Annotated in this window: 19 protein-coding genes; 6 read left to right on the forward strand and 13 right to left on the reverse strand. The window is 63.3% G+C overall.

Annotated elements, in window-relative coordinates; translation table 11 throughout:
- Positions 1-83: 83 nt before the first annotated feature.
- The 3 genes from VSR68_RS23205 to VSR68_RS23215 are packed head-to-tail and all read right to left on the reverse strand — an operon-like array spanning position 84 to position 4,552.
- Positions 84-1,355, reverse strand: a complete 1,272-nt coding sequence (locus VSR68_RS23205) for an ABC transporter substrate-binding protein (protein ID WP_342942077.1) — start codon at positions 1,353-1,355, stop codon at positions 84-86.
- A 51-nt stretch (positions 1,356-1,406) separates the two neighbouring features.
- Complete coding sequence (locus tag VSR68_RS23210) at positions 1,407-3,389, reverse strand: beta-galactosidase (RefSeq protein WP_342942078.1); 1,983 nt, start codon at positions 3,387-3,389, stop codon at positions 1,407-1,409.
- Positions 3,390-3,400: 11 nt separating this feature from the next.
- Positions 3,401-4,552: a sn-glycerol-3-phosphate ABC transporter ATP-binding protein UgpC gene (locus tag VSR68_RS23215; protein ID WP_342942079.1), complete on the reverse strand. Its 1,152-nt coding sequence runs from the start codon at positions 4,550-4,552 to the stop codon at positions 3,401-3,403.
- Between the two features lie 229 nt (positions 4,553-4,781).
- On the opposite strand from VSR68_RS23215, the gene VSR68_RS23220 reads away from it, so the two are divergent.
- Positions 4,782-5,810, forward strand: a complete 1,029-nt coding sequence (locus VSR68_RS23220) for a LacI family DNA-binding transcriptional regulator (protein WP_342942080.1) — start codon at positions 4,782-4,784, stop codon at positions 5,808-5,810.
- Between the two features lie 134 nt (positions 5,811-5,944).
- Here VSR68_RS23220 and VSR68_RS23225 read toward each other — a convergent pair whose 3' ends face one another.
- On the reverse strand, positions 5,945-6,547 hold the full coding sequence (locus VSR68_RS23225; RefSeq protein WP_342942081.1) for a lipocalin family protein: 603 nt from the start codon (positions 6,545-6,547) through the stop codon (positions 5,945-5,947).
- A 245-nt stretch (positions 6,548-6,792) separates the two neighbouring features.
- Between VSR68_RS23225 and VSR68_RS23230 the strand changes: the two genes are divergently transcribed.
- Complete coding sequence (locus tag VSR68_RS23230; protein WP_342942082.1) at positions 6,793-7,788, forward strand: aldo/keto reductase; 996 nt, start codon at positions 6,793-6,795, stop codon at positions 7,786-7,788.
- A 10-nt stretch (positions 7,789-7,798) separates the two neighbouring features.
- Here the strand turns inward: VSR68_RS23230 and VSR68_RS23235 are convergent, their stop codons facing one another.
- The 9 genes from VSR68_RS23235 to VSR68_RS23275 form a co-directional block, all read right to left on the reverse strand.
- Positions 7,799-8,290, reverse strand: coding sequence for a YbhB/YbcL family Raf kinase inhibitor-like protein (locus VSR68_RS23235; RefSeq protein WP_342942206.1), 492 nt, complete (start codon positions 8,288-8,290; stop codon positions 7,799-7,801).
- Positions 8,291-8,456: 166 nt separating this feature from the next.
- The gene (locus VSR68_RS23240) at positions 8,457-10,082 is read right to left on the reverse strand and encodes an IS200/IS605 family accessory protein TnpB-related protein (RefSeq protein WP_342942083.1); all 1,626 of its coding nucleotides are present in this window, start codon (positions 10,080-10,082) and stop codon (positions 8,457-8,459) included.
- A gap of 151 nt (positions 10,083-10,233) precedes the next feature.
- Positions 10,234-11,016, reverse strand: coding sequence for an ROK family protein (locus VSR68_RS23245; protein WP_342942084.1), 783 nt, complete (start codon positions 11,014-11,016; stop codon positions 10,234-10,236).
- Between the two features lie 60 nt (positions 11,017-11,076).
- The gene (zwf, locus tag VSR68_RS23250) at positions 11,077-12,678 is read right to left on the reverse strand and encodes a glucose-6-phosphate dehydrogenase (protein WP_342942085.1); all 1,602 of its coding nucleotides are present in this window, start codon (positions 12,676-12,678) and stop codon (positions 11,077-11,079) included.
- A 159-nt stretch (positions 12,679-12,837) separates the two neighbouring features.
- The gene (locus VSR68_RS23255; protein WP_342942086.1) at positions 12,838-15,585 is read right to left on the reverse strand and encodes an MGH1-like glycoside hydrolase domain-containing protein; all 2,748 of its coding nucleotides are present in this window, start codon (positions 15,583-15,585) and stop codon (positions 12,838-12,840) included.
- A 34-nt stretch (positions 15,586-15,619) separates the two neighbouring features.
- On the reverse strand, positions 15,620-17,623 hold the full coding sequence (locus VSR68_RS23260) for an amylo-alpha-1,6-glucosidase (RefSeq protein WP_342942087.1): 2,004 nt from the start codon (positions 17,621-17,623) through the stop codon (positions 15,620-15,622).
- 114 nt (positions 17,624-17,737) lie between these two features.
- Positions 17,738-19,093, reverse strand: coding sequence for an ATP-binding protein (locus tag VSR68_RS23265; RefSeq protein ID WP_342942088.1), 1,356 nt, complete (start codon positions 19,091-19,093; stop codon positions 17,738-17,740).
- A complete protein-coding gene (locus VSR68_RS23270) occupies positions 19,090-19,803 on the reverse strand; it encodes a response regulator (protein ID WP_342942089.1) in 714 nt (237 codons plus the stop codon). The genes VSR68_RS23265 and VSR68_RS23270 overlap by 4 nt, the downstream gene beginning before the upstream one ends.
- Positions 19,804-19,860: 57 nt before the next feature.
- On the reverse strand, positions 19,861-20,154 hold the full coding sequence (locus tag VSR68_RS23275) for an EF-hand domain-containing protein (RefSeq protein WP_342942090.1): 294 nt from the start codon (positions 20,152-20,154) through the stop codon (positions 19,861-19,863).
- 362 nt (positions 20,155-20,516) lie between these two features.
- On the opposite strand from VSR68_RS23275, the gene VSR68_RS23280 reads away from it, so the two are divergent.
- From VSR68_RS23280 to VSR68_RS23295, 4 genes are all read left to right on the forward strand, one after another.
- A complete protein-coding gene (locus VSR68_RS23280) occupies positions 20,517-20,903 on the forward strand; it encodes a hypothetical protein (protein ID WP_342942091.1) in 387 nt (128 codons plus the stop codon).
- 108 nt (positions 20,904-21,011) lie between these two features.
- A complete protein-coding gene (locus tag VSR68_RS23285) occupies positions 21,012-21,485 on the forward strand; it encodes a ferritin-like domain-containing protein (protein WP_342942092.1) in 474 nt (157 codons plus the stop codon).
- A 405-nt stretch (positions 21,486-21,890) separates the two neighbouring features.
- A complete protein-coding gene (locus tag VSR68_RS23290; RefSeq protein ID WP_342942093.1) occupies positions 21,891-23,279 on the forward strand; it encodes a transposase in 1,389 nt (462 codons plus the stop codon).
- Between the two features lie 275 nt (positions 23,280-23,554).
- Complete coding sequence (locus tag VSR68_RS23295; RefSeq protein WP_428983569.1) at positions 23,555-25,012, forward strand: efflux transporter outer membrane subunit; 1,458 nt, start codon at positions 23,555-23,557, stop codon at positions 25,010-25,012.
- Positions 25,013-25,101 lie beyond the last annotated feature (89 nt).

Here is a 25,101-nt window from a genome sequence, read left to right on the forward strand (position 1 = left end):
TGCTCCTCTTCATGCAAGCGGGCTGCTGACTTGCTGCGCGCCGGGCGACATGCGCATGCGATCGTCGCCCGGCGCTCCCGCCGTTACTTCTTGTAGATGCGCTTACGCGTCTGTTCGAGCTGCGCGAGAATCGCGTCGAGCTTCGATGGATCGGAGACGAACTGCTGCATGCCCTTCATCCCTTCGTCGGCCATTTCCTTCGTCATGTCGCGATCGTAGAACTGCGCGATGCCGCCCTTCGTGTTCGACAGAATCTGGAAGCCGATCTTCGAAATGGGATCTTCCGGTTCCGGCGACTTGCTGTTCGCCGACAGCGAGCCGAGACCCGCCGCGAGCTTCGCGCCCTGCTCGGGCGATTCGACGAACGCGAGGAACGTGTGCGCATCGGCCTTGTTCTTGGCCTTCGCCGGAATGTGCAGCGACTCGACGGGGCCGTCTTCCGCAGTCGGCACGTTGGAATCGATGATCGGGAACTGGAAATAGCTCATGTTCGGCTTCACGCTCGGCGGGAAGCCGCCCGTGATGAACGTGCCCATCAGCATCATCGCGGCCTTGCCCTGGAACAGGAACGGTTGCGCCGCATCCAGATCGTAGGACAGCGAGTTGTCGATGAAATCGTGATCGTCGAGCATCTGCTTCCACGTCGTGTAGACCTTCTTCACACGCGGATCGGTATAAGGCACTTCACCCGCCATCAGCTTCTGGTGGAACGCGTTGCCGTTCAGGCGCAGGTCAAGATAATCGAACCAGCCCGCGAGCGTCCATGCGTCGCGGCCGCCCACTGCGAACGGCGTGATGCCCGCGGCCTTCAGCTTCTTGCACGCGTCCATCAACTGATCCCATGTCTTCGGCTCGGACGCGATGCCGGCCTTCTGGAACAGGTCCTTGCGATAGAACAGGCCCCACGAGTAATACACGGTCGGCGCCGCGTACTGCTTGCCGTTGTATGTCGACGATTCCTTCGTCGATGCATACATGCTGTCCCAGCCGTTCTTCTTCCAGTCGCCGCTCAGGTCCTCGAACAGGCCGCGCCGCGCGTAATAGGCCATGCGCTCGCCGTTGTGCCAGTTGACGACATCGGGCGCGACCGTCGACAGCCAGCCCGGCAATTGCACCTTGTACGCCTCTTCATCGACGAACGACACCTTCACGTCGATGTCCGGGTGTGCCTTCTTGAAGTCGTCGATCACCGATTGCCACACCGCGCGCTGGCTTGCGCCCTTGAACGCGATGTTCATCGTCATCGTGCCCGCCTGCGCGACCGTGGTCGTCGCAGCGAACGACGACACGGCTGCCGCAACCGCGATGGCCATCGTCGCGAACGCCTTGCGCGGGTTGAATTGGCTTGCTGTCATCCTTTCGTCTCCTGTCATTTGCGTCTGGTTTTTACGTGCTGGATCACTTGCCTACTCGGTCCGATAAACCGCTACGCCTTGCGGCTCGACTTCACGCGCGCCGATCACGAAGCGCGATGCATCGACGCCTGCGATCACGTGCCTGTCGCCCGCATAGTTGAAGACATACGTGAGCTTGCCGCGCCGGCTGATGCGCACGCTGTCACCACACGGCATCGGCGTGAGGCCGGCTTGCGTTGCGATGCGCGCGAACAGCGACTCGGTGAGACGGTCGTCGAACAGGCTCGCGAAGTAATGGACGCGACCATGCTGCACATACGCGGGATGGCCGTCGGCGAAACGTGCATGCACGCCGAAGGTGCGTTCGTCGACTGCATCGATCAGATCGCGCCAGTGACGCGCATGGCCTTCGCGATGCGCACCGCCGTTGCCGTCGAGCCGCACCGGCTCCGTCACGTTGGGCCGCATCGATTCGACGCGCCATACGCGAATCGGCAGCAACGATGCGAGCGCGCCCGGCGGCAGGTTCGCGGGAATCTGCAGATCGGGCGTCTTCGAGCCCGTGCGAGGACCGAGCACGATCTGCGCGCCCGACGCCGCGAGCCGCGCCGCAAAGTCGGCGGGCACGACGGGCAGCGGCGGCACGACGATCATCGCGTAGCCGTCGAGCGGCGCATCGGCGGAAATCACGTCGACATCGAAACCGAGCGAGCGCAACGCCGAGTAGTACTCGAATGCAAAACGCGGATAGTGGAAATCCGCGCCCTGCGGATGAATCTCGAAGAGCCACTTCGCTTCGTAGTCGTAGATCAGCGCGATCTTGTTGCGCACATCGGCGTTTGCATCCGCATCGGCCGACAGCACATGCGCGATCTCCTGCGCGACCTTTGTCGCTTCGCTGCCGCCGATATCGAGGCGATTGTCCGGCGTATTCAGGCCCGCATGCATCTGCTCCTGCGCGAACGGCGCCTGGCGCCATCTGAAGTACGACACGCAGCCCGCGCCGTGCGCGAACGCTTCCCAGCTCCACAGGCGCACCATGCCCGGCAGCGGCGCGGGATTCCAGTGCGCCCAGTTGACGGGACCGGGCTGCTGCTCCATCACCCAGAAGGGCAGCTTCGACATGCCGCGATACACGTCATGATTGAACGACGCGAAATCGGGATGCCCTGTGCGCAGAAACTTCGCCTTGACCTCAGGCGCGAACCACTGCTCTTCGAGCGCGCCGAGCGGATAGCTGTCCCACGTCGCCACATCGAGATCGCGCGCGACCTTGTAGTGATCGAACTCGGTGAAGAGCTGCATGAAGTTGTGCGCAACGGGCCGCCCCGGCGAATGCGCGCGAATGATCTCGACCTGCATGCGGTTGTAGCGCGCCACTTCGTCGGAAGCGAAACGCCGATAGTCGAGACGATGCGACGGATGCGCTTCCGTCACCGTCGCAACGGGCGCGTCGATTTCGTCGAACCTGCGGTACTCCATGCTCCAGAACACAGTGCCCCACGCACGGTTCAATGCATCGATGGTTTGATAGCGTTCCGTGAGCCAAACACGAAAACGCGCGACGGCAGCAGGCGAATAGCTGACCACCGTGTTGTGGCAGCCGAACTCGTTGTCCGTCTGCCAGTAAGCGACGGCAGGATGCTTGCCATAACGCTCCGCGACGGCCGTGCAGATCTTGCGCGACGCCTCGAAATACGACGGCGACGAGAAATCGTAGTGACGTCGCGAGCCGAACGCGCGCGGCCGGCCATCGGCGCCAACGGGAAGGATGTCGGGATAACGATCGATCAGCCACTTCGGCGGTGTGGCCGTGGGCGTGCACATGACCACCTGCAAGCCCGCATCGCCGAGCACGTCGACGGCGCGATCGAGCCAGCCCCAATCGTATTCGCCCGGCGTGGGCTCGATACGGCTCCACGCGAACTCCGCGATTCGCACCTGTTCGATGCCGAGCGCTTTCATACGGCGCGCGTCGTCTTCCCACATCGATTCCGGCCAGTGCTCCGGGTAATAGCAGACTCCAAGGCGCATGCGCATGTCCCTTATGCGTAGTGTTCGACGGTGTTGAGCGCCTTCACGGCGAATCCGTCGTCGGTGAAAAGATGGCAGGCGTTGGCGGGCGCCTCGAATACGGCGCGCTCGCCCTGCTCGATGCGCGCATTGCCGGGCACTTTCGCGATCAGCACGTCGCCGCCGGGTTGTTCGAGATGCGCATAGCTGTGTTCGCCCAGATGCTCGACGAGCGAAACGGTGCGCGTGAGCGTTGCCTCACGTCGTGATACATCGGCCGCGACGAGCCGGAGATGTTCGGGACGCACGCCGAGTGTCACCGGCTGCGCGCCTTGCAGCGTGCTGCCGTCGACGAGAACGCGCACGGTTTCATTCGTATGATCGAGCGTGACGTCGACGCCTTGCCCGTCGATCGCCGTGACGCGTGCAGGCAGAAAGTTCATGCGCGGCGAGCCGATGAAGCCCGCGACGAAACGGCTGCTGGGCCGGTGATACAACGTGAGCGGCGCGCCGATCTGCGCGATGCTGCCGTAGCGCTCCGTGTCCTTGCCCGTGTGCAGCAGCACGATCTTGTCAGCGAGCGTCATCGCTTCCGTCTGATCGTGCGTCACGTAGACGACGCTCGCCGATGCGAACTGCTTGTGCAACCGCGCGATTTCGATGCGCGTCTGGCCACGCAGCGTCGCGTCGAGATTCGACAGCGGCTCGTCGAACAGAAACACGCCGGGCTCGCGCACGATTGCGCGGCCAATCGCGACGCGTTGCCGCTGCCCGCCTGACAACGCACGCGGCTTGCGGTCGAGCAGCGCTTCCAGTTGCAGGATGCGCGCGGCTTCGCGAACCTTGTGGTCGATTTCGTCTTTCGGCTTTTTGGCGAGCTTCAGGCCGAAGGCCATGTTCTCGTGCACGCTCATGTGCGGAAAGAGCGCATAGCTCTGAAACACCATTGCGACGCCGCGCTCGGCAGCGGGCACGTCGTTGACGATGCGCCCGCCGATCGACAGGTCGCCGTCCGTCACATCTTCGAGCCCTGCGATCATGCGCAGCAGCGTGGACTTGCCGCAGCCCGACGGACCGAGGAACACGCAAAACTCGTTCTCGCCGATCTCCAGATCGACGTTGCGGATCACAGGCGCGTTGTCTCCATACGCTTTCTGCACGCCCCTCAAGGAAATGCTCGCCATCGCTTCGACTCCGTGATTTAATCAGCGCGAAGCGGAGATTAAGCGCTTAATCTGCACGGCCGAAAAAACGATCGCATTGCGATCGCGGGGCCGCAGGCCTTTTTGTTAGCGGTGCTGCTGGCCTGTCAACGCTGTCTCCGATCATCGTTCTGGTGTTTCGCGCATGGTGCCCCGCCTTCGTAGCCAATGCAAATGATGAACGCTTGTCCCATATATTGACGCGCAAACCATGTCCACACTCAGCGAAGTCGCGCGGCGCGCCGGCGTCACGTCCGCCACGGTCTCGAACGTGCTGCGCAATCGCGGACGCGTCGGCGAGCAGACACGTCAGCGCGTGCTCGAAGCCGTCGAAGCGCTCAACTACCGTCCGCATCTTGCCGCACGCGCGCTCGCCGAAGGCCGCGCACCCACGATCGCGCTGATGGTGTCGAGCATCGCGAATCCGTTCTATCCCGAGTTCGCGCTCGCCGTCGAACGCGAGGCGCGCAAGAGCGGCCACTTCGTCATCATCTGCAACACGAACGAGGACCCGCGCGCGGGCCGCGCGTATCTGGACCAGATTGCAGGCACGCTCTCCGAGGGTGTGCTCGTGATGAACGCGAATCTCGACTTCGACGATCTGCACAAGACGCAAGCGCGCGGCGCGCCCGTGGTGCTGTGCATGTGGGAACGTCCCGACGATCCGCCGGGTTTGCCGTGCATCGCGGTCGACTTTCGTCTTGCGGGCCGGCTGGCCGCGAAGCATCTGATCGAACTGGGCCATCGTCGCATCGGCGCGATTGTCGGCAGCAAGCCTTCTGGCATTCACGCGTCGCGTTACGAAGGCTTCGTCGATGCGATGCGCGAAGCGGGCCTGAAGGTGCCCGCGAAAAACGTGCGTTACGCGCCCGACACGATCCAGGGCGGCTACACGGCCGCGCGCGATCTGCTGGAGCGCGACGCGAACATGACAGCGATCTTCGCGACGAACGACCTGCCCGCGCTCGGCACCATTCATGCTGCCGCCGATCTCGGGCGCAACGTGCCGCGCGATCTCTCCGTGGTCGGCATTACCGACATCCAGCTTGCGCAGCAATCGCGCCCGCCGCTGACGACCGTCGCCGTGCCGACCGTCGAAGCCGCCGAACTTGCCGTGACGCTGCTGCGCGATCTGATCGAGCGGCCGACACGCAAGCATGGTGCGCAGCAAAAGGCGCCGCGCATGTGCGTGACATCGGAGCCGCGACTGATCGTGCGCGGATCGACGCAAAAGCGTTGACGTCGACCGTGCGCGACGTGCAAGGCAAGAGCAAAACTTACCGCGAAGCTGCATTCGAAGCGGCGTTCAATAGCGCAACGCAAGCAATAAGCCGACGACCGCTTCGCCAAGCAGAAAAATTTTCAGCCGGGCTTTCAGTGCTGTGTACGGCGCAGCATCGAAAGGTCATAGCCGAGCGCGCGCACGCGTTCGAGCAGCGCGTGTTGCAGTTCCCCAGCGGGCTTCGCGTCGCGCGTGAGTATCCATAGATACGCACCGCTCGGCTCGCCGATGATCGACCATCGATAGTCGTCGGCGTGATCGAGCACCCAGTAGTCGCCGACGTAGAACGGTCCGAAGAAAGACACTTTCAGTTTGGCGTTGTCGGAGCCGGGCGTCACGCGCGCCTTGCCTCTCGCAATGCGCCGCACGCCGTTTGCGCCGTCGCGGCCCGTGTTGATCACGCTGAGCGAGCCGTCATCGCGCTTCGCATAGTTGGCCGTGACGAAATCGCGGCCCCGTTCGAAGTGATTGTCGTAACGCGCAAACTCGTACCAGTGCCCCGTGTAGCGGTCCAGATCGACGCTCTTCACAGGCTCGGGCACGCGCGCATTGCCCTTCTTGCTTTTCAAGCGGATTGCGTACGTGACGGCAATCCCTAACGTCACGACTGCCACGACTGCAGCGGCGACCAGTGCACCGCGCTTAGGGAAACTGCTTTGCTCGATATTGTCGTTGACGCTTCGTTCGACACTCATCGGACATGAACCTCGACTCGATGTCAAAGCCGTTTAGACCCTACGCAAATGAAAAGTTTTCGCCATTACGGGACGAAGAAAGGACAAAGCAGTACCGGCGATTCAGCTGTGCACGACCGCGCATGACGGGCCAGCGACGCGAATCCGCAATAGCCGCTATGCTTGCTGCTTTGTCGCGCTTTTGCCCGTCCTGCTGCACATCACATCAACCCATCACCCATAGTTCCCTTCTCGCGGAGTCGATCATGCAATACCGCAAATTCGGTAGCACCGGCCTTAATGTCTCGCGTTTGTGTCTCGGTACGATGACCTTCGGCTTGCAAACCGAAGAAGATGTATCGCGCGGCATTCTCGACAAGGCAACGGACGCCGGCGTGAATTTCATCGATACGGCTGACGTCTATCCGCTCGGAGGCACCGAGGGTGTCATCGGCCGCACCGAGGAGATCATCGGGCGCTGGCTCAAGGGCAAGCGCGACCGCTTCATTCTCGCGACGAAAGCCGTCGGCAAGGTTGGCCCGTCGCCGTGGGACCAGGGTGCGTCGCGCAAACATCTGCTCGATGCGATCGATGCGTCGCTGCGCCGCCTCGGCACCGATTACGTCGATCTGTATCAGCTGCACTCCGATGACCGCGACACGCCGCTCGACGAGACGCTCGAAGCGCTCGACGTGATCGTGCGTTCGGGCAAGGCGCGCTATATCGGCGTGTCGAACTATCTCGCGTACCGGCTCGCGCGCATGCTTGGCCGCGCGGACGCGCTGCGCACTGCGCGCTTCGTGTCGGTGCAGCCGCGCTACAACCTGCTGTTCCGGCAGATCGAGCGCGAACTGCTGCCGCTCGCCGATGAAGAAGGTCTCGCCGTGATGCCCTATAACCCGCTCGCAGGCGGCCTGCTGACGGGCAAGCATCGTCACGGCGCAAAGCCGGCGGACGGACGTTTCACCGAAACGGTCGGCAAGGCAGGCGAGATGTATTCGGAGCGCTACTGGCACGAGCGCGAGTTCAAGACGATCGACACGCTGCGCGAGATCAACGCGAAAACGGGCGAGCCGATGACGAAGACGGCGATCGCGTGGGTGCTCGCGAATCCCGTCATCACATCGGCGATCATCGGCGCGAGCCGCGTCGATCAGCTGAACGATTCGCTCGCCGCCGCCGACTACACGCTCGACCCTGAACTCAAGTCACAGCTCGATCAGGCGACGGTCGAATACCGTTGGGGCGATGCGCCGCGCTAGGCAACGTGCGTTAGCGCCCGTAGCGCAGCACGGTGCTGCTCGCGGCCAGCACGTGATTGTTGATGGCCGCGAGGAACTGATCGTGATTGAGACCGGGCTGCAAAGCGTCTTGCGCGAGATCGAGCGCGTAGACCTGTAGCACGTAGTGATGCGGCACGTCGCCGACGGGCGGACACGGCCCGTAATAGCCGGGCTTCCCGGTGCGATTGATGCCGCTCACGCTGCCCTCCGGCGCGGACGCGCCATGCGCCATCGACGTCATCGATGCAGGTATCCCGTACAGCACCCAATGGATCACGCCCAGGCCTTTCGCGCCATCGGGATCGAACAGCGTCACCGCGAAACTGCGCGTGCCCGCAGGGACGTTGCGCCACTGCACGGCGGGCGACTGGTTGCCGCCGCCACAATTGTTCGCGCTTGCGCCATGGCTCGAATCGACCGTGCCGCCATCGGGCGTGCCCGGCGACGTGACTTCGAAAGCGTCCGCCGCAAAGACCTGCATCGCTCTCGCCGACAACGCGACACATAGCGCGACACGCGCAAGTGCGGCATAAGGGAACCTTTTCATCGCGCGACTCCGTTGAACGATGTGCGGCCCCGCATTTGCATCCGCACAAACGGACTACCCTACCGCTCCTAAGAACCTGCTCAAACTTGCACAGATTCGATCAGACGCCACCCGAGCAGTGTTGATGACGATTCGCGCCGGGGGATCGCACCCCGGAGGTCCGGATAGCACCCACTGGCCGCGTTGCCGGGGCCAGTGGTGCAGAACGTGAGCCGCCTCTGGCCCGCTCACGTTCCGACCGGAGATGCGCTGCATGCGCCGCTTTCAGACTTCTCTTCACACCGGCCCACAGTGACCACACATGCTTCGCACGATTCCTCTCGGGTAGCACGAAGGTGACGTGACCACCGCAGTGCGCGGGCACCTGACCGCTGCGCACTGCCAGGCGTTCTGACAAGCCCAATCCTCTTCGGGCGATCGCACACGCGGCGCCCATGTGTATTGAAATCCCGCGCCGCTTCGCATGGTTGACCGCGCCGATCACCGACGTGTAGGCCGGATTAACCGCGATCGTCTCCACGCCACGGCGAAAGCACGCGCTATCGATACCGGCCATGAGCTTGCGGTAGGACAGCGATGAGAGCATGCGCGCGTACCGCGCGCCAGTAACCTCCAGTTCCGGCTTTTTCCTTGTGAAGTCAAGCATCTCGTGTACGACCGGCTTGCCTGCCGCGCGGGCGAGTTCGGCAATAGCGACGCATGCGTCGCCGATCATTGCTTCAGCCTGCGCCGTGGTCTTTCCATAGGTCGCTAGGTCGAGCCTCAGGGTTCGGACTAGGTTGCCTGATGCGTCGAGCTCGGCCAGCGCGAGATGGTCGGCATTGATGTCCACACCGATCGCGCCGCACTGGCGGCGGCTCGTTCGAGCCGGAGCGCTGACGTCCACGCTGGCGAATACCCGCCAGCCCTTCCCATCGCGCACGAAGCGATAGCTGACGGCGGTGCCGGTGCGCCGGTAGACGGGCTTGCCATCCTTCGTGCCGGACTGCACCCGCTGGCTTGACAGGAGCGCAGTTACGACGTCCTGATGGCCATAGGCGAAGCGCACGCCGGGGAGCGTGATGTATTTACCCGCTGCGGTGAGGCGATCCGGCAGACGCAGCTTCAGCGTCAGCGTGCCATCCTCTTCGAGGCTTGCCTGGCACGACTGGTTGCCCGCCGTCTCGTCCTTGCTGCCGAGTACGAAGAACTGCGCATCGCGCCGCGCCTGCCAGTCGGCTTTCCATTCCGCATGGCTGGTGTACCCGTTTTGCGCCAGCGCGAACTGGGCCCGGAACAGCTTGCGTGAGCCAAAGCACAGCCTCACGTGGCCGGTCTTCTGGTCGGTCTGAATCTGTTCCAGCTTCGCCTGCAGGATGCCCAGACGGCGACGCTTCTGATGCAGCTTCGACGTGCCAGGCGCCGATTTCTCAAGCTTGCCAACGTACGTCGCCGCCCGCCTGATCTGCTTGTTCAGACCCGCCACGCGCTCCGACCGCAGAGCGTCGATGCTGTCGACCTTGCCCTGCAGGCCGATACGCATCGCGTTGAACTGGCGGGCGGTCAGCCCAAAGCGCAACAGGAACTCACGCTTGATGGTGTTCACATCCTTGCCGCCCGCCTGAAGTGCCGCGAAAAGGCTGCGTTCGGCCCGACCGTACAGCGCGGCGTAGCCGTCCAGCCAAGCGGCTTGCGCTACGCTTACCACAGGGCGTGACTGGTACGTGTAGCAACGCGGATCGGTCATGAGTCGGCTGCTGGGAAATCGGTTCTCTGTATGAATATACAGTATCAGCCTCGAGAGAACCGCGCAACCGCCGTTGATGTAACGCGCGCGGATGAGGAGTTTTGAGCAGATTTTAACCGGCTGCACAGGCCCGTCACTATCCGAATACGCTCTACCTTTTGTTCATTTCCGGCAACCGTCGCGACTCGCGCACCGACTTCGCATGCCAGAGCCGCGCCCCGCCTTCGATGCCCGCCTCGTTCGACACGATCGCGGCATTCGTCGGCAACTCGAACGTGAGCCTCGACGCGTTGCCGCCGCCGATCCACAGCTTGTCGTAGTTGACGAGCGAAGCCAGGATGCCGATCACTTTTTCGACGCGCCGGTTCCAGCGCTTGTTGCCGGCCTTCTCGCGCGCCGCGTTGCCGATGTACTGGTCATAGGTGCGGCTCTTGCTGACGGGATGATGCGCGAGTTCGAGATGCGGCATCAGCTCGCCGTCGCGAAAGAGCGCGGTGCCCGCGCCTGTGCCGAGCGTCAGCACGAACTCGATGCCGTGCCCTTCGATTGCAGCGAGACCCTGCATTTCGGCATCGTTGATCATCCGCACGGGCATGCCGCCGACACGCGCAACAAGCTCGTCCGCAAGCGGAAACCCACGCCAGCTCTCGTCGCCGATATTCGGCGCGGTCAGAATGCGGTTGTCGCGCACGACACCGGGAAAGCCGATCGACATCAACGCGGGATGATGCTCGTCGACGAGCGGCTGCACGAGTTTCGCGAGCGTTTCGACGAGTTGCGCCGGCGTGCACGGATGCGGCGTGGGCACGCGCACGCGCTCACTTTTCATGCTGCCGGCCGGATCCAGCACTGCCGCCTTCAGGCCCGTGCCGCCGACGTCGATCGCGAGTATCCGTTCTTCGCGGCTTGCTGCTTCTTTCCTGCTCGTAGCCAAGTCGTTCCCCTTTCTCTGGTTCTTGTTCAGTGCGGCTGATTCGGTGCGCCATTCAGCGTGCTATTTCGCCGAGCCGCTTTTCTCCAGCGGCCGCCACGTGCGGCCGTCGCGGGCTAGCATTTCATCCGCTTGCGCCGGGCCACTGCTTCCCGCCGGATAGCCATGCACCTGCAACGCGGCGCCCTGAGGATGCAGCACACGGTCCACCGCGCACCAGCTCGACTCGATGCCGTCCGCGCGCTGAAACAGCGTCTCATCACCACGCATGCAGTCGTACAGCAGCGTTTCGTAGCCGACGTTCGCGCTTTCCTCGAAGTAGTCGTTGTAGTCGAACGCGGAGCGCGCCGCGCCGATCTGCATTGTCGGTCCGGGCACCTTCACGTTGAAGTCGAAGCTTGTGCCGTGCGCGGGATCGATGCGCAGCGTGAGCACGTTCGGCGTCAAAGCATCGACGGGCGTATCGCGGAACATCAGATACGGCACGCGTTTCAGATGCACCGCGATCTCCGTGCGCTTCGCCGTCATGCGCTTGCCCGTGCGCAGATAGAACGGCACACCTGCCCAGCGCCAGTTGTCGATGGACACGCGCGCAGCCGCATAGGTTTCCGTCTTGCTGTGGCGCGCGACATCCGGTTCGTCGCGATAGGCCGCCTTCGCATCGCCCTTTTCGTATTGCCCGAAGACGACATCGTTGGGCGTCAGGGGCTCGATTGCATGGAAGAGTTCGGCTTTCTTGTCGCGTACGGCTTCGGCATCGAATGATGTGGGCGGCTCAAGCGCGACCATCGCGAGCAACTGGAACATGTGGTTCGGCACCATGTCGCGAAACGCGCCCGTCTGCTCGTAGAACTTTCCGCGCCCTTCGACGCCGAGCGTTTCGGCCGCCGTGATCTGCACGTTGTCTATGTACTCGCGCCGCCATACCGGCTCGAACAACGCATTCGCAAAGCGCACGGCTAGAATGCTTTGCACCGTGTCCTTGCCGAGAAAGTGATCGATGCGATAGACCTGCTTTTCCTTTGCGAAATGCAGAATGTGCGCATTTAGATCGCGTGCAGACGCGAGGTCCGTACCGAATGGCTTTTCGATCACGAGACGCCGGAAGCCGCCATGGCCTTGCGGATCTTCCCTGAGCAAGCCGTGCTTGCCGAGTCGCCCGACAATCGGCTTGAAAAAATGCGCGCCAACTGCGAGATAGAAAATCGCATTGCCGTCGGGCGCGTTGTCGATGCGCTGCTTGAGCGCCTCATAAAGCGCGTCGTCTTCGAATTCGCCCGCCATGTACTCCATGCGCGACGAGAGCCACTGCCATGCCTTGTCGTCGATCTTGCCGGTATGAAATTCACTGGCCTTGTCCGCGGCAAACTGTTGTAGCGACTGGCCGAGATCATCGACCCAGTCCTTCGTTTCGCGCTCGCCGTGATTGACGCCGATGACGTTCATGCGATCGTCGAGCAGGCCGTCGACCGTCAGGTTGTAGAGCGAGGGCGTCAAGAGCCGTTTGGTGAGATCTCCGCCCGCGCCGAAGATGACCAGCGTGCACGGTGGTGCGGGCTGCTCGCCTGCAGGCCCCGACGAAGCAGGATGCGGCCCCGCGTCGAGCTTGCGGTTCACAGGTTGTTTGGCGGATGAAGCAGCCGTGTTTATCGCGTCATTGGACATGGCATTCTTCCCTAATGAGCCAGATGAAGTGGCGATATCCGAAAGACACGCGGCCAGGCCGCGCGGTTCAATCAAAGCCAGTCGATGCGTTCAACAATGCAATCCAGGCGATACGTCAAGCACGCGTCAGCCGTGCGCAAGGCAGATGTAATGCACGCGCTATTTCACCGCAACCGGAGTCGGCGCGGCAGCGGCGGCCGATTGAGCAACCCCTGCCGCCGCGGGCACATTCCCCGAACTCGCGACTTCGCGCGGCTGCAACAGCAATGCGACGAGCCCTGTCCAGCCCGTCTGATGCGATGCGCCCACGCCGCGTCCGTTGTCGCCGTGAAAGTACTCGTGAAAGAGCACGAGATCCTGCGAGCGCGGGTCCGCCTGCAACAGCGGATACGCGGCCATCACGGGACGCTCGCCGTTCTTGTCCTTCAGAAAGAGCGTAGTCGTGCGCCGCGCGAGCGCATCGCCGATCTCGGCCAGCGACAGCTTGTTGCCCGAGCCCGTCGGATACTCGAGGCGAAAATCGTCGCCGTAATAGCGGTGGAATTCGTAGAGCGATTCGATCAGCAGATAGTTGACGGGCATCCATACCGGTCCGCGCCAGTTCGAATTGCCGCCGAACACGCGCGAATCCGATTCGGCGGGCAGGTACTTCACGCAAAAGCTCTGACCGTTGTGCCGGTAGACGAACGGATTGTCGCGATGCACGCGCGACAACGCGCGCACGCCGTGATCGGAGAGGAACTCCGCTTCGTCGAGCGCACGCCTGAGCAGCGCCTTCATCCGGTGCCCGCGCAGCAGCGAGAGCAGCAGGCTGTTGCCGCGTCCCGGCTCGTTCCAGCGCGATACCAGCCGCGCGAGATCGGGCCGAAAGCGCAAGAACCATACGAGGCGATCGCGCAAGCCCGGCAGTGAGCCATGCAGGCGTTCTTCGAGCACATGCACCGCGATCAGCGGAATCAGGCCGACGATCGAGCGCACGCGCATCGGCGTGCTGGAGCCGTCGGGCAAGCGCAGCTTGTCATAGAAGAACTCGTCTTCGCTGTCCCACAGGCCGGTTTCGCAATTGTCTTCGCAACTGACGGCCTGCGCGATATACAGAAAGTGCTCGAAGAACTTCACGCCGATATCGACGAACACATGGTTCGCAAACGCGAGTTCGAGCGCGATGCGCATCAGGTCCAGCGCATACGCGGCCATCCATGCCGTGCCGTCCGCCTGATCGATGCGGCCGCCCGTCGGCAGCGGCGACGAGCGATCGAAGATGCCCACGTTATCGAGCCCGAGAAAGCCGCCCTGGAAAATATTGCGGCCATCGGCGTCCTTGCGGTTCACCCACCACGAGAAGTTGAGCAGCAGTTTGTGAAAGACCAGCTCGAGAAAATCGCGGTCGCCCCTGCCCGTCAGCGCGCGATCGATCTCATAGACACGCCATGCGGCCCACGCATGCACGGGCGGATTCGCATCGCTGAACGCCCATTCATACGCGGGGATTTGCCCGTTCGGATGCATGTAGCGGTCTTTCACGAGCAACAGCAGTTGACGCTTCGCGAACGCGGGATCGATCAACGCGAACGCCGCCGCATGAAACGCGAGATCCCATGACGCGTACCACGGGTACTCCCATTTGTCCGGCATCGACACGATGTCGGCATTGCACAGATGCCGCCAGTCGCGGTTGCGGCCCTGCTTGCGCGATTCGGGCGGCGCGGGCTGCGCAGGATCGCCGTCCATCCATCGCTGCACGTCGAACTGGTAGTACTGCTTCGACCACAGCATGCCCGCCAGGGCCTGACGCTGCACGAGGCGCTCGTCCGCGCCGTCGATGTCGCGCTGCAACGCTGCATAAAACGCGTCGGCTTCCGCGATGCGCTGCGAGAACAGCTCGTCGACGTCGAGAGGCTCGTCGTCGACGGCGAACTCGGGCCGCCAGCGCAGATAGACGACGGCCGTGCCATGCGGCGGCAGATTCAACGGCACATGCGCGGCCGCCTTCGTGCCCGCGTCGCGGCGAATCGCGTCGGCGTCGCCATGCACGACGTATTCGTTGAAGCCGTCCTTGAACGGACCCGCCGCCTCCATGTTGAAATGACGCCGGACGTTCGTATCGTTCTCGCAGAAAATCCATTCGAGCACGGTCGTATCGGGCGACCACGCCGTCACGACGATCGGCTCGTGGCCCGGATGCGTGCCCAGCAGATGTGTGACGCCGTGCACCGTTTCCTTGACGAGCTTCGGCCGTTCGTCGACATCCTTCCACGACCACTTGTTGCGCGCCCAGATCTGCGGCAGAAGATCGAGCGCTGCCGATTCGTCCGCGCGATTCTCGACGGTGACGCGCATTACGATGTCTTCCGGCGTGTTCTTTGCGTATTCGACGGTCACATCGAAATAACGCAGATCGTCGAACACGCCTGTATCGAGCACTTCGTACTCGGGCATATCGCCGCCGCGCCGCGCGTTTTCCTCGATGAGATCCTGATACGGAAATGCGGCATGCGGGTACTTGTACAGCATGCGCATATAGGAATGGGTCGGCGTGCCGTCCAGATAGAAGTACAGCTCCTTCACGTCCTCGCCGTGATTGCCTTCCTGATTCGTGAGGCCGAAGAGACGCTCCTTCAGAATGGGATCGGCGCGATTCCACATCGCAATCGCCACGCACCAGTTCAACGTTTCGTCGCCGAATCCGGCGATGCCGTCTTCGCCCCAGCGATACGCGCGGCTGCGCGCGTGCTCGTGCGGGAAGTAGTCCCATGCGGTGCCGTTCGGGCTGTAGTCCTCGCGCACCGTGCCCCATTGACGCTCGCTGAGGTACGGGCCCCAGCGCTGCCACCGCGCGCACTCGGCGGAATGCAGACGTATCCCCTCGGTCGTGGAAAGCAGATTCGCAGCGCGCAGCGCAGGCATGGCAGCGTCCTTCCTCTCGTGGTGACGGCAGGAGTCACATCGTAGCGCGGTTGGGGGGTTCGTGTGGCGCAGCGGGCACATCGGCGCTGACGCGTTCCCCAAGCAACACCCCCACACGCAACCGTTCCCCGAGCGACCACGCCTGAAACGGCGTGCCGCCCGGCGCGTGCGGCGCGTCGCCGTCCGCGACTTCCGAAATGTGATCGAGGCCCGTGCGGTCCAGATGCGCATCGAGCGGCGCGAGAAAGCGTGTGCGAGCCGCGACGCGTGCGGCGGCATCGGGACGTTGCACGCGCAGCCATGCTTCGACGAACGGCCCGAGCAGCCAGGGCCACACGGTCCCCTGATGATAGGCGCCGTCGCGCTCAAGCGGCGTCCCCGCATAGCGCCCGCGATACGCGGGATCTGCCGGCGAGAGCGTGCGCAATCCGAGCGGCGTCAGCAGATGCGCTTCCACCTGCGCGACGACGGCGCGCGCCGTCTCCCCTTCGACGAGCGCGAACGGCAGCCCGCCGGCAGCGAATATCTGATTCGGACGCACGGAGCGATCGACGGCGCCGCGCACATGATCGACATCGACGTTGTCGAACAGCGCGCCCGTTTGCGGATCGACGAAGCGCCCGGCAAACGACTGCGCCGCGCGCATTGCGGGCTCGCGCCAGCGCGCGTTCCATTGCGCGGCAATCTGCAACGCGTTGAACCACAGCGCCTGCACTTCGACGGGCTTGCCGATGCGCGGCGTCACGACCCAGTCGCCGACCTTCGCGTCCATCCATGTGAGCTGCACGCCGCGCACGCCGGCGCGCAACAGGCCGTCGTCGTCGGCGCGTATGCCATAGCGCGTGCCTTGCGTGTAGCCGGACAGAATCGTATCGACGGCTTCCTGCAAGCGGTCTCGCGTTGAGTTCGACGCATGTCCCGTCGCCAGATAATCGAGCACGGCGATCGCGAACCAGAGCGACGCATCGACCGAGTTGTACTCCGGCTCGTCGCCATAGTCCGGAAAGCGGTTCGGACACATGCCCTCGGAGATCGTGCCCGCCCACGCAAGCAGGATCGATTCGGCTTCCAAATAGCGACCTGTGGCGATGAGCAGACCGCGCATCGCGATGAACGTATCGCGGCCCCAATCGGTGAACCACGGAAAGCCCGCGACAATCGTGTGGCCCGTCGAACGCGCAACGACATAGGCATCGGCGGAACGTTGCAGGCGCGACGCGAAAGCAGCGCGACGCGATGCTTCCATATTCGCAAGCGCATCGGCGTGAGCGCTTGCCGCTTGCCTGTCGTGCTGCGCATCACTCGTGTCCGCGCTCAGCACCATGACAGCCGCATCGCTCAGAAGATCGAAGCTGAAGACGCCGGGCGTCGCGAGGTCTTCCGTGTAGTCGAGGCCGCGCTCGCGTTCGCGCACATAACAGAAGTTGCGATACCAGTCGGGCGCATGTTCATATGCGCCGTTCGTCAGCGCGCGTATCGCGGGCAGATCGCGATACGGCTGCCACTGCACGCGCTCGCCATCGACGCGCGCGCTGAAATCGAACGCGCCGTTCTCGTGATGCAGCGCGTGATAGTCGCGGCCCGACAGCAACGGTCTCACATGCAGCGCGATCGTGTAATCGCGCGGCGTATCTTCTTCGAACTCAGTCCGCCAGCGCAGCACCGTTTCGCACGTCGCTTTTGCAACGAACACTTCGGCGATCACGCTCGTCTGCGCGTCGATCCGGAAACGCCATGTCGGCCACGGCGTCGTATCGAATGCGATCAGGCTCGCGACGATGTCGGGATACAGAATGTCGGGCGCGTAGCGCTGCATCGTGAACGGATAGCGCGCTCCGTTCGCTTCGATCCACGCTTCGATGCCATTGACGAGCACCACGCGCCCCGCAGGCGCGCGCGTCGCCGTCAGCAGCAGCGCGTGATAACGGCGCGTGCGCAACGTGCCCACCGTGCCCGACGCAAAGCCGCCGAAGCCATCGGCCTCGAGCCATTCATCTTCCAGACGTTCGATATCGAAGGGGCGTTCGACGCGTGTCATCGCAGCTCCGCTTTTCGCTGGCGTGGCCGATCAAGACAGCCGACAGATTAGCGGCTCGCGCGGGAAAAGTCTTGCGAAGCGCGGTGTCACCTGTGGATGCCAACCGCGTGAAGATCACGCAGCCGGTTGCTCGGCCACGCGACGCTGAATCGGCAGCACGGCCCACACTTCGAGCCCGCCGCCTTCGCGAGGATGAAACTCCAGCGTGCCGCCATGCAAGCGCGCGATGCGCTCGACGATCGCAAGCCCCAGCCCCGTGCCGCCCGTCTTGCCGAGCGCATTCTTGCCGCGCTGGAACGGCGCCTTCAGGCGTTCGAGTTCTTCCGCGCTCAAACCCTTGCCGCGATCCCCGACAGCCACACGGATCGCATCCGCATCGACCCATGTCCTGACAGCAAGGCCCGTCTGCCCGTAGACGACGGCGTTCTGCATCAGGTTCATCACGAGCCGCATCATCGTGATCGGCCGGAACGCGTGTTCGGGAAGCTCGCCGAGCGACAGCGCGAACTCGTGACCGAGGCCCGCGAAGTCCGCGGCAAGCTGGCTGATCAGCGCATTCAGATCGCCGGGCTGCGGCGTCTCGCGCTCGCCGCTTCCGGCGTAGTCCATGAACTGCTGAAGGATCGTGTCGATCTGGTCCAGATACGACTCCGCCGCGCCGGCGAATGCTTCGTCGCCGCCCGTCTCGTTCGCCATCGCCATCGCGAGACGCAGCTTCGTGAGCGGCGTGCGAATATCGTGCGAAACGCCCGCGAGCATCAGCGCGCGCGTCGCCTCGGCCTGCTGCAACGCCTGCATCATCTGATTGAACGCGCCGCTCACCTGCGCGATTTCGGTCGGTCCGTCGACGGGCAAAGGCGGCGGCGTTTCGCCCGCGCTCACGCGCCGAGCCGCATGCGCGAGTTCCTGCAGCGGACGGTTCAGATAGCTTTGCAGCCCGAAGCCCGTCAACGCCGCCAGCAGGCCGAGTCCCAGCGACAGCAACACGGCTGTCAGCATGCCGCCGCCCTGCGCTTCTTCCGGCACCCCCAAGCCGATCCAGTACGGCTTGCCCGCGACGTGCATGCGTATCCACATGCGTGGGCCGGCTTGTTGCCAACGCACTTCCGTGCCCGACGGCAGATAGTGGCGCAGACTTTCCAGAAACAGCTGCAACTGATGAAGCCGGTAGAACGCGAGCAGTCTGACGCGCGGCTCCGTGACCGCATCGGCGGGCGGTTCGTCGCGCGCGTCGAGCCGCGCGACGAGCGTGTCGCGCGCAATCTCCGGCGACGCGGTGAGCGCGTTATCCAATGTCTTGATGTACGTGCCGAACACGGCAGCGGCGCGCTCGGTGCGCGGGCTTTGCACATAATGGATCAGCACGCTCAGCGCGCAGACCTGGCTAACCGCCATCAGCACGATCAGCAGCATGATGTTGCGCGCGAGAACGCTGCGCGGCAGCACGCGCGACAGGATGCGCGCGTTCATGCTTCGACGTCGGCGACGAGCATATAGCCGACGCCCCATACGGTCTTGATGAAACGGGGCTTCGACGGATCGCTTTCGATCGCCTGCCGCAAGCGCAGAATCTGCACGTCGATGCTGCGATCGAGCGCATCGTGATCGCGCCCTCTCGCGCGCGCGATCAGATTGTCGCGGCTCACTGCGCGGTTCGGCGACGCTGCGAGCGCCGTCAGCAGCAGCATCTGCGCCGAATGCAGTTCGACGGGCGCATCGAGCCGATAGAGACACTGCTTGCCGACATCGAGCCGGAAGTCGCCGAAGCGCAGCGTTTGCGTGGTGACGGTCGGGTCGCCCGCTGCGATCTTCTGGCGGCGCAACAGCGCGTTGATGCGCGCCACCAGCTCGCGCGGCAGGAAGGGTTTCGCGAGGTAATCGTCGGCGCCCGTTTCGAGACCGATCACGCGGTCGAGCGGATCGCCCTTTGCCGTGAGCATCAGGATCGGCATCGTATGGCCTTCCGCGCGCAGGCGCGCGCAGATCTGCAAGCCGTCCTCTTCGCCGATCATCAGGTCGAGCACCAGCAGATCATAGGGCTCGCGCTGCAAATAGCGTTCGAGCCGCTTGCTGTTTTCGACGGCGCGGACTTCGAAGCCATGTCCGCTCAGGAAGCGCTGCAGCATGTTGCGCAGTTCCGCTTCGTCGTCGAGCACGATGATGCGGGCGGGTCGGTCCATGCGATGGCTCCTTTCGCTACTTGCAACAGTTTAGCTTCGGGCCGACCCGTTTTTCCGTCAGTGCGATCCCGCGCGCTGCGCCATGAATTGCTCGATCTGTCCGAGCGTCACATAGCCCTGTTTCTGCGTGTCGATCTCGCCGAAATGCTGCGCGACGCGCGGCATGCCTGTCTGGGCCTGCGCAAGCGTCAGCTTGCCATCATGCGTCGTGTTGGCGGCGGCAAAGCGCTGCTGCAACTCCTGCATCATCCGCTCCATGCGCGGCGATGCGGCCATCGGTTGCGGCGCCGTCTGCGCCAGCACGCCCGTCGATGCGATGCACAAGGCAAGCATGGCGATCCACTTCTTCATGTCACTCTCCAATCGGTTCATTCAACTTCTTCGCTCACGTGGTGTTGCGATTCGTCGTTGGCGAAGCGAATTCTTACTGTCCGGAAGGCGGAAGGCAATTTCAAAGTTATGTCGCCGCGTTTCATCCGGGCCGTGCGTTTACGGGTGTTTTCGATGCGCCGTTGCATCGCGCGCGGCATCGCGATTACGAAGCAAACGAAGCAAACGCTTCAAGCATGAGCGTGCTTTTCCGGCGACATCGAATGAAACAAGTTATCGCTGCCCATTCGAGGATGCGTTGCGTATCGTCTGCACGTCGGCGGCGATGTGAGGACTTCGCATCGCATCCGCCGACTGTCCGCTCGTCCGCCGAGGAGTTTGATGTGAACATTCGCTCTGCTTATACGTCCGCGATCGCCGCGATGGGTATCGCCTGCTCGACCAGCGCCTTCGCCGGCACTGTGTTCGTCCATGCGGCCTATGTGCCCGCTGTCGTCTATGCGCCGCCGCGCACGCTCTATTACGTGCCGCCGCAACCGCCCTATGTCGTGCCCGTCGTCAACAGCGCGCCTGTGACACCTGTCGTGCCCGTGGTGCCCGTGGTTCCATATGTCGCCGTCGTGCCGCCGCCCGCGCCCGCGAAACCGTTGCCCTATGCGACGGTGGCCGTCCCCGTCGTCGCGGCGCCCGCTTATGCCGTTGCGCCCGCAAGAAGCATCGTCTATGCGCAGCCGGTCGCCGTCGTGCCTGGCGTCGTCGTCACTCGCTGATTGCAACGCCGCGCCTATTCGCTTGATCTTTGGAAAGCCGGGGCCAACAATGAAAGCCTTCGTCTAACCAGCATTAACCGGCATTCGACGAGCTTCGCGGAGGGCGCTATGTCAGAGATCGAAAAGGACAAGGTCATTGCCGTGCTCGACCAGATTCTCGAATCCGAGCTGGCTGGGGTGGTCCGTTACACGCACTACTCTTTTCTGGTGTTCGGCTTTGGCCGCATCCCGATCGTGTCGTGGCTGCGTCAGCAGGCCGACGAATCGCTCACGCATGCGCATCTCGCGGGCGAATGGATCACGACGCTCGGCGAATATCCGTCGCTCGGCATCGGACCATTGCTCGATTCGCATACGACGGATATCGCGTCCATTCTGCGCGAGTCGCTTGCAGCCGAAGATGTCGCGCTCGGCCTGTATCGCGATCTGCTTGCGCTAGTGAAAGACCGCTCCGTTGCGCTCGAAGAATATGCGCGGCAAATGATCTCGGTCGAAGAGATGCATGCGGGCGAAGTCGACAAGATGCTGCGCAGGCCGGGCACGGTCGCGACGTCTGGCGAACGCACGGCGGATACGCACTAGATCTCAAGGCTTGCCACCCGCGCCTTGCCGAATTGTCAAATCCTTCCCTGCGCCGATTTTCAACCGATCACGGAATAGTCCTTCAATCCTCTCTGAGAGCACTGCATATGTCACCACATGGCGTATGCTGTGCCCTTTGTCTTTGTGCATACGCGTCATTGCATGCGCGCCCGCGATGCATTTAACCTTTGCCAACTGCCAAATCCCCTAAAGCTTCCGCTTACATGATGGCGTTTGCAACGACCAATGCTAGGCTATGCGCGGCATCTGGCTGTTGAACAAGGAAGCCGGCAATTCTCCCCGTTCACAGGAAGGAAGGATAGGCGGCGAACCGACGGTTCGTTTCTGGGGCCGATGTGGATCGAATTGGCTTGACACGTATATGTATGGATGTACAGTACCCACATGTCTTCGATACTCCAGTCTGGCGTTCGATTCAGGTCCTATCCCGATGCGCGATTGGCGTCGACGCTCGCGCGATGGATTGGCTGTCAGCGTTTCATCTACAACGGTAAGGTAAACGAAGATCGGCTGTTCGCGGCGCAACGCCAGCTTGAGATGGCCTCGGGTAACGTGGAAATCAACACCCCGCTCGACCAGGCGTATTCGCATTTCAAGGACCGGGAGCTCACACCCTGGCTGTACGAGGTGCCCAGTCAGATCCTGCGCAACGGCGCGGTACGCTGGATGAACGCCAAGCAACGCCAGCTGAAAAAGCTCGGCAAAGCACCTCGTCGCCGGACCCGCAGGGACTTCAACAGCGTCCATGTGACGGCGGAACTGTTCCGCTTTGTTCAGACCGCTGCGGGACCGGCCATCGAACTGGGCACGAAGGCCGATCCCGTCGGCTGGTTGCCGTTCAGGGCGCATCGTCCGTTTGGGCTGCCAAAGAGTATCGTCCTCCGCGAGGTTGCCGGCCAATGGTTCGTGAGTTTCTGTTACGAGCACGCGAGCAATGTCATCCCGCGCGAGCCGCACGAACTGGCGTACGAGTTGAACGCGCTCGACGATGAGACGCTCGCCGGAGTCACGCTCGGCCTTGATCGCAATGTGGCCGACAACTGTGTCGCCACGAGCGCTGGCGAGCAGTTCCGCTTCGATCCTGTGACTGTCGAACGCATGCGGCGCAAGGAGATCGGTGCGAAGCGGTATCAGCGGCGCATGGCGCGATCGCAGAAAGGCTCGGCGAACCACCGCAGGCTGGCCAGACGGCTTGCCCGGCGGCAGGACTACGCCGCACGCGTGCGTAACGACTTCGCCCACCGGCTCACGTACCGGGTCGTCAACAGCGAAGCGCGCTTCTTTGTGCTCGAGGATCTCAAGGTCCGGAACATGAGCCGCCGCCCCAAGGCCGTGAAAGACGAGCGCACGGGAAAGTGGCTTAGAAACGGAGCCAAGGCAAAGGCTGGCCTGAACCGGAAGATCCTCACCTCGTGCTGGGGCAGAATCGACGTGTTTCTGCGCTATAAGGCCGCGAAACAGAACAAGCTGGTCGGCAAGGTGCCTGCCCAAAATACATCAAGAGGATGTTCCCGGTGCGGGCACATCCACGCAGACAACCGGGATGCCGGTCGGTTTGTCTGTGTACGCTGTGGTTTCGCGCTGCATGCCGACCATAACGCGGGGATCAACATCAGGACCCGCGGAATCGAGGCATTGCGCGACGGAGCCTTCTCTGTCGAGAAACCGAAAAAGCGCGTTGCGTTTCGACGCAAGAACAGCAGTACGACCGGTGGGACGCCGGAAGTTGCCTGTGGAGCGAATGTAAGACCTGACCCACGCCTTGAGGCGTAGGTCAGGCAGTCCGCCATGAAGCAGGAATCATGCGTCGCGAGGCGCAGAAGCATCAGGCTTTAGCCCGGTGAGAGTTCACTTCTGCATTCGCTATTTCGTTCGTACTCCCCGCAGGTGAGAGAAGGTGGAAGATGATCGATGACGCCAACCGCAGTTTCAGTCGCAGTCGTTTGCATCGACACTTGCACGACGCACCGTGCCGCTACGCAGCACGTCAATCTCTCGCGCGTGCCGCGTCGATCACCGTCCTGATCGCTGGCTCGTTGAGCGGTTGCATGGTCGGCCCCGATTACCGCACGCCCGCCCCGCCCGCCATCGAATCCTACACGCCCACGCCGCTGCCCGATCAAACGGCGTCGTCGCCGGGCGCATCGGGCGTCCCGCAACAGTTCGTGGCCGGCCAGAACATTCCCGCGCAATGGTGGACGCTCTTTCACTGCGAGCCGCTCGACGCGCTGATCCGCGAAGCGCTCGCCAACAGTCCCAACGTCGCCGCGGCGCAAGCGGCGCTCAGGCAGGCCGGCGAAAATCTGCGCGCGCAAATGGGCACCACGCTGTATCCGTCCGTCGATGCGAAGGCCAGTGCGACGCGCGAGAAATTCAACGGCGTCACGTTCGGCCAGCCGGGACTCACGGAAGTGCTGAACCTCTATAACGCATCGGTGAGCGTGTCGTACAACCTCGATGTGTTTGGCGGTGCAAGGCGCGAACTCGAATCGCTGCGCTCCCAGGTCGACTATGAGGGCTTTCAGTTGCAAGCTGCGTATCTCGCGTTGTCGGCGAACATCGTGACGGCGGCCGTCAAGGAAGCCTCGTTACGTGAGCAGATCGAAGCGACCGAGCGCATCGCCACCGACGAGGACGCGCAACTCGGTGTGTTGCGCAAGCAGTTCGAGCTTGGCGGCGTGAGCCGCGCCGCCGTGCTCTCACAGGAAACGCTCGTCGCGCAGACGCGCGCGACGTTGCCGCCGTTGCGCCAGTCGCTCGATCAGATGCGCCATCAGCTCGCCGTGCTCGCGGGCAAGCCCCCCAGCGACACGGGTGTGCCCGAGTTCATGCTGTCCATGTTCACGCTGCCGCAGAGCTTGCCCGTCAGCGTGCCGTCGTCGCTCGTGCGGCAGCGGCCCGACATCCTCGCCGCCGACGCCACGCTGCATCAGGCGAGCGCGCAGGTCGGCGTCGCGACGGCCAACATGTATCCAAAGCTCACGCTCTCGGCGAGCTACGGCCCGCAGGCGCTGACGCCCGCGGGCCTTCTCAAGTACGCGGACATGATCTGGAGCGTCGGCGCAGGCGTCACGCAGCCGATCTTTCACGGCGGCCAGCTGAGCGCGCAAAAGCGCGCAGCCGAAGCCGCCTTCGATCAGGCCAACGCGCAGTATCGGCAGACGGTGCTGCTCGCGTTCCAGAACGTCGCCGATACATTGCGCGCGCTCGAACACGATGCGACCGGTCTGCTTGCGCAGACGGAAGCATGGCACGCGGCCCGCGATTCGCTCGATCTGACGCGCGGCCAGTTTCGCGTCGGCGGCGTCAGCTACCTGGCGTTGCTCGACGCAGAGCGCCAGTACCAGCAGACCGTCGTGAATCTCGCGCAGGCGCAGGCCGCGCGCTATGCGGACACGGCGGCGCTGTTCCAGGCGCTCGGCGGCGGCTGGTGGAACGACACGGCGACGAGCCAGGCAGCCCAGGCCACGCCGGCGGCCGCCCCGGCGTCTGCCAGGCCGCAGTGAATCTTTTTGCAAGCCGCGCGTCGCATGCGATCAGACGGCAGCGCCGCCGGACGAGTTTGTGCGTCATGTCGACAGGAGTTAGCGCTTTA

The organism is Paraburkholderia phymatum, from assembly GCF_038900715.1.
In the GTDB taxonomy this organism is placed as follows: domain Bacteria; phylum Pseudomonadota; class Gammaproteobacteria; order Burkholderiales; family Burkholderiaceae; genus Paraburkholderia; species Paraburkholderia phymatum_A.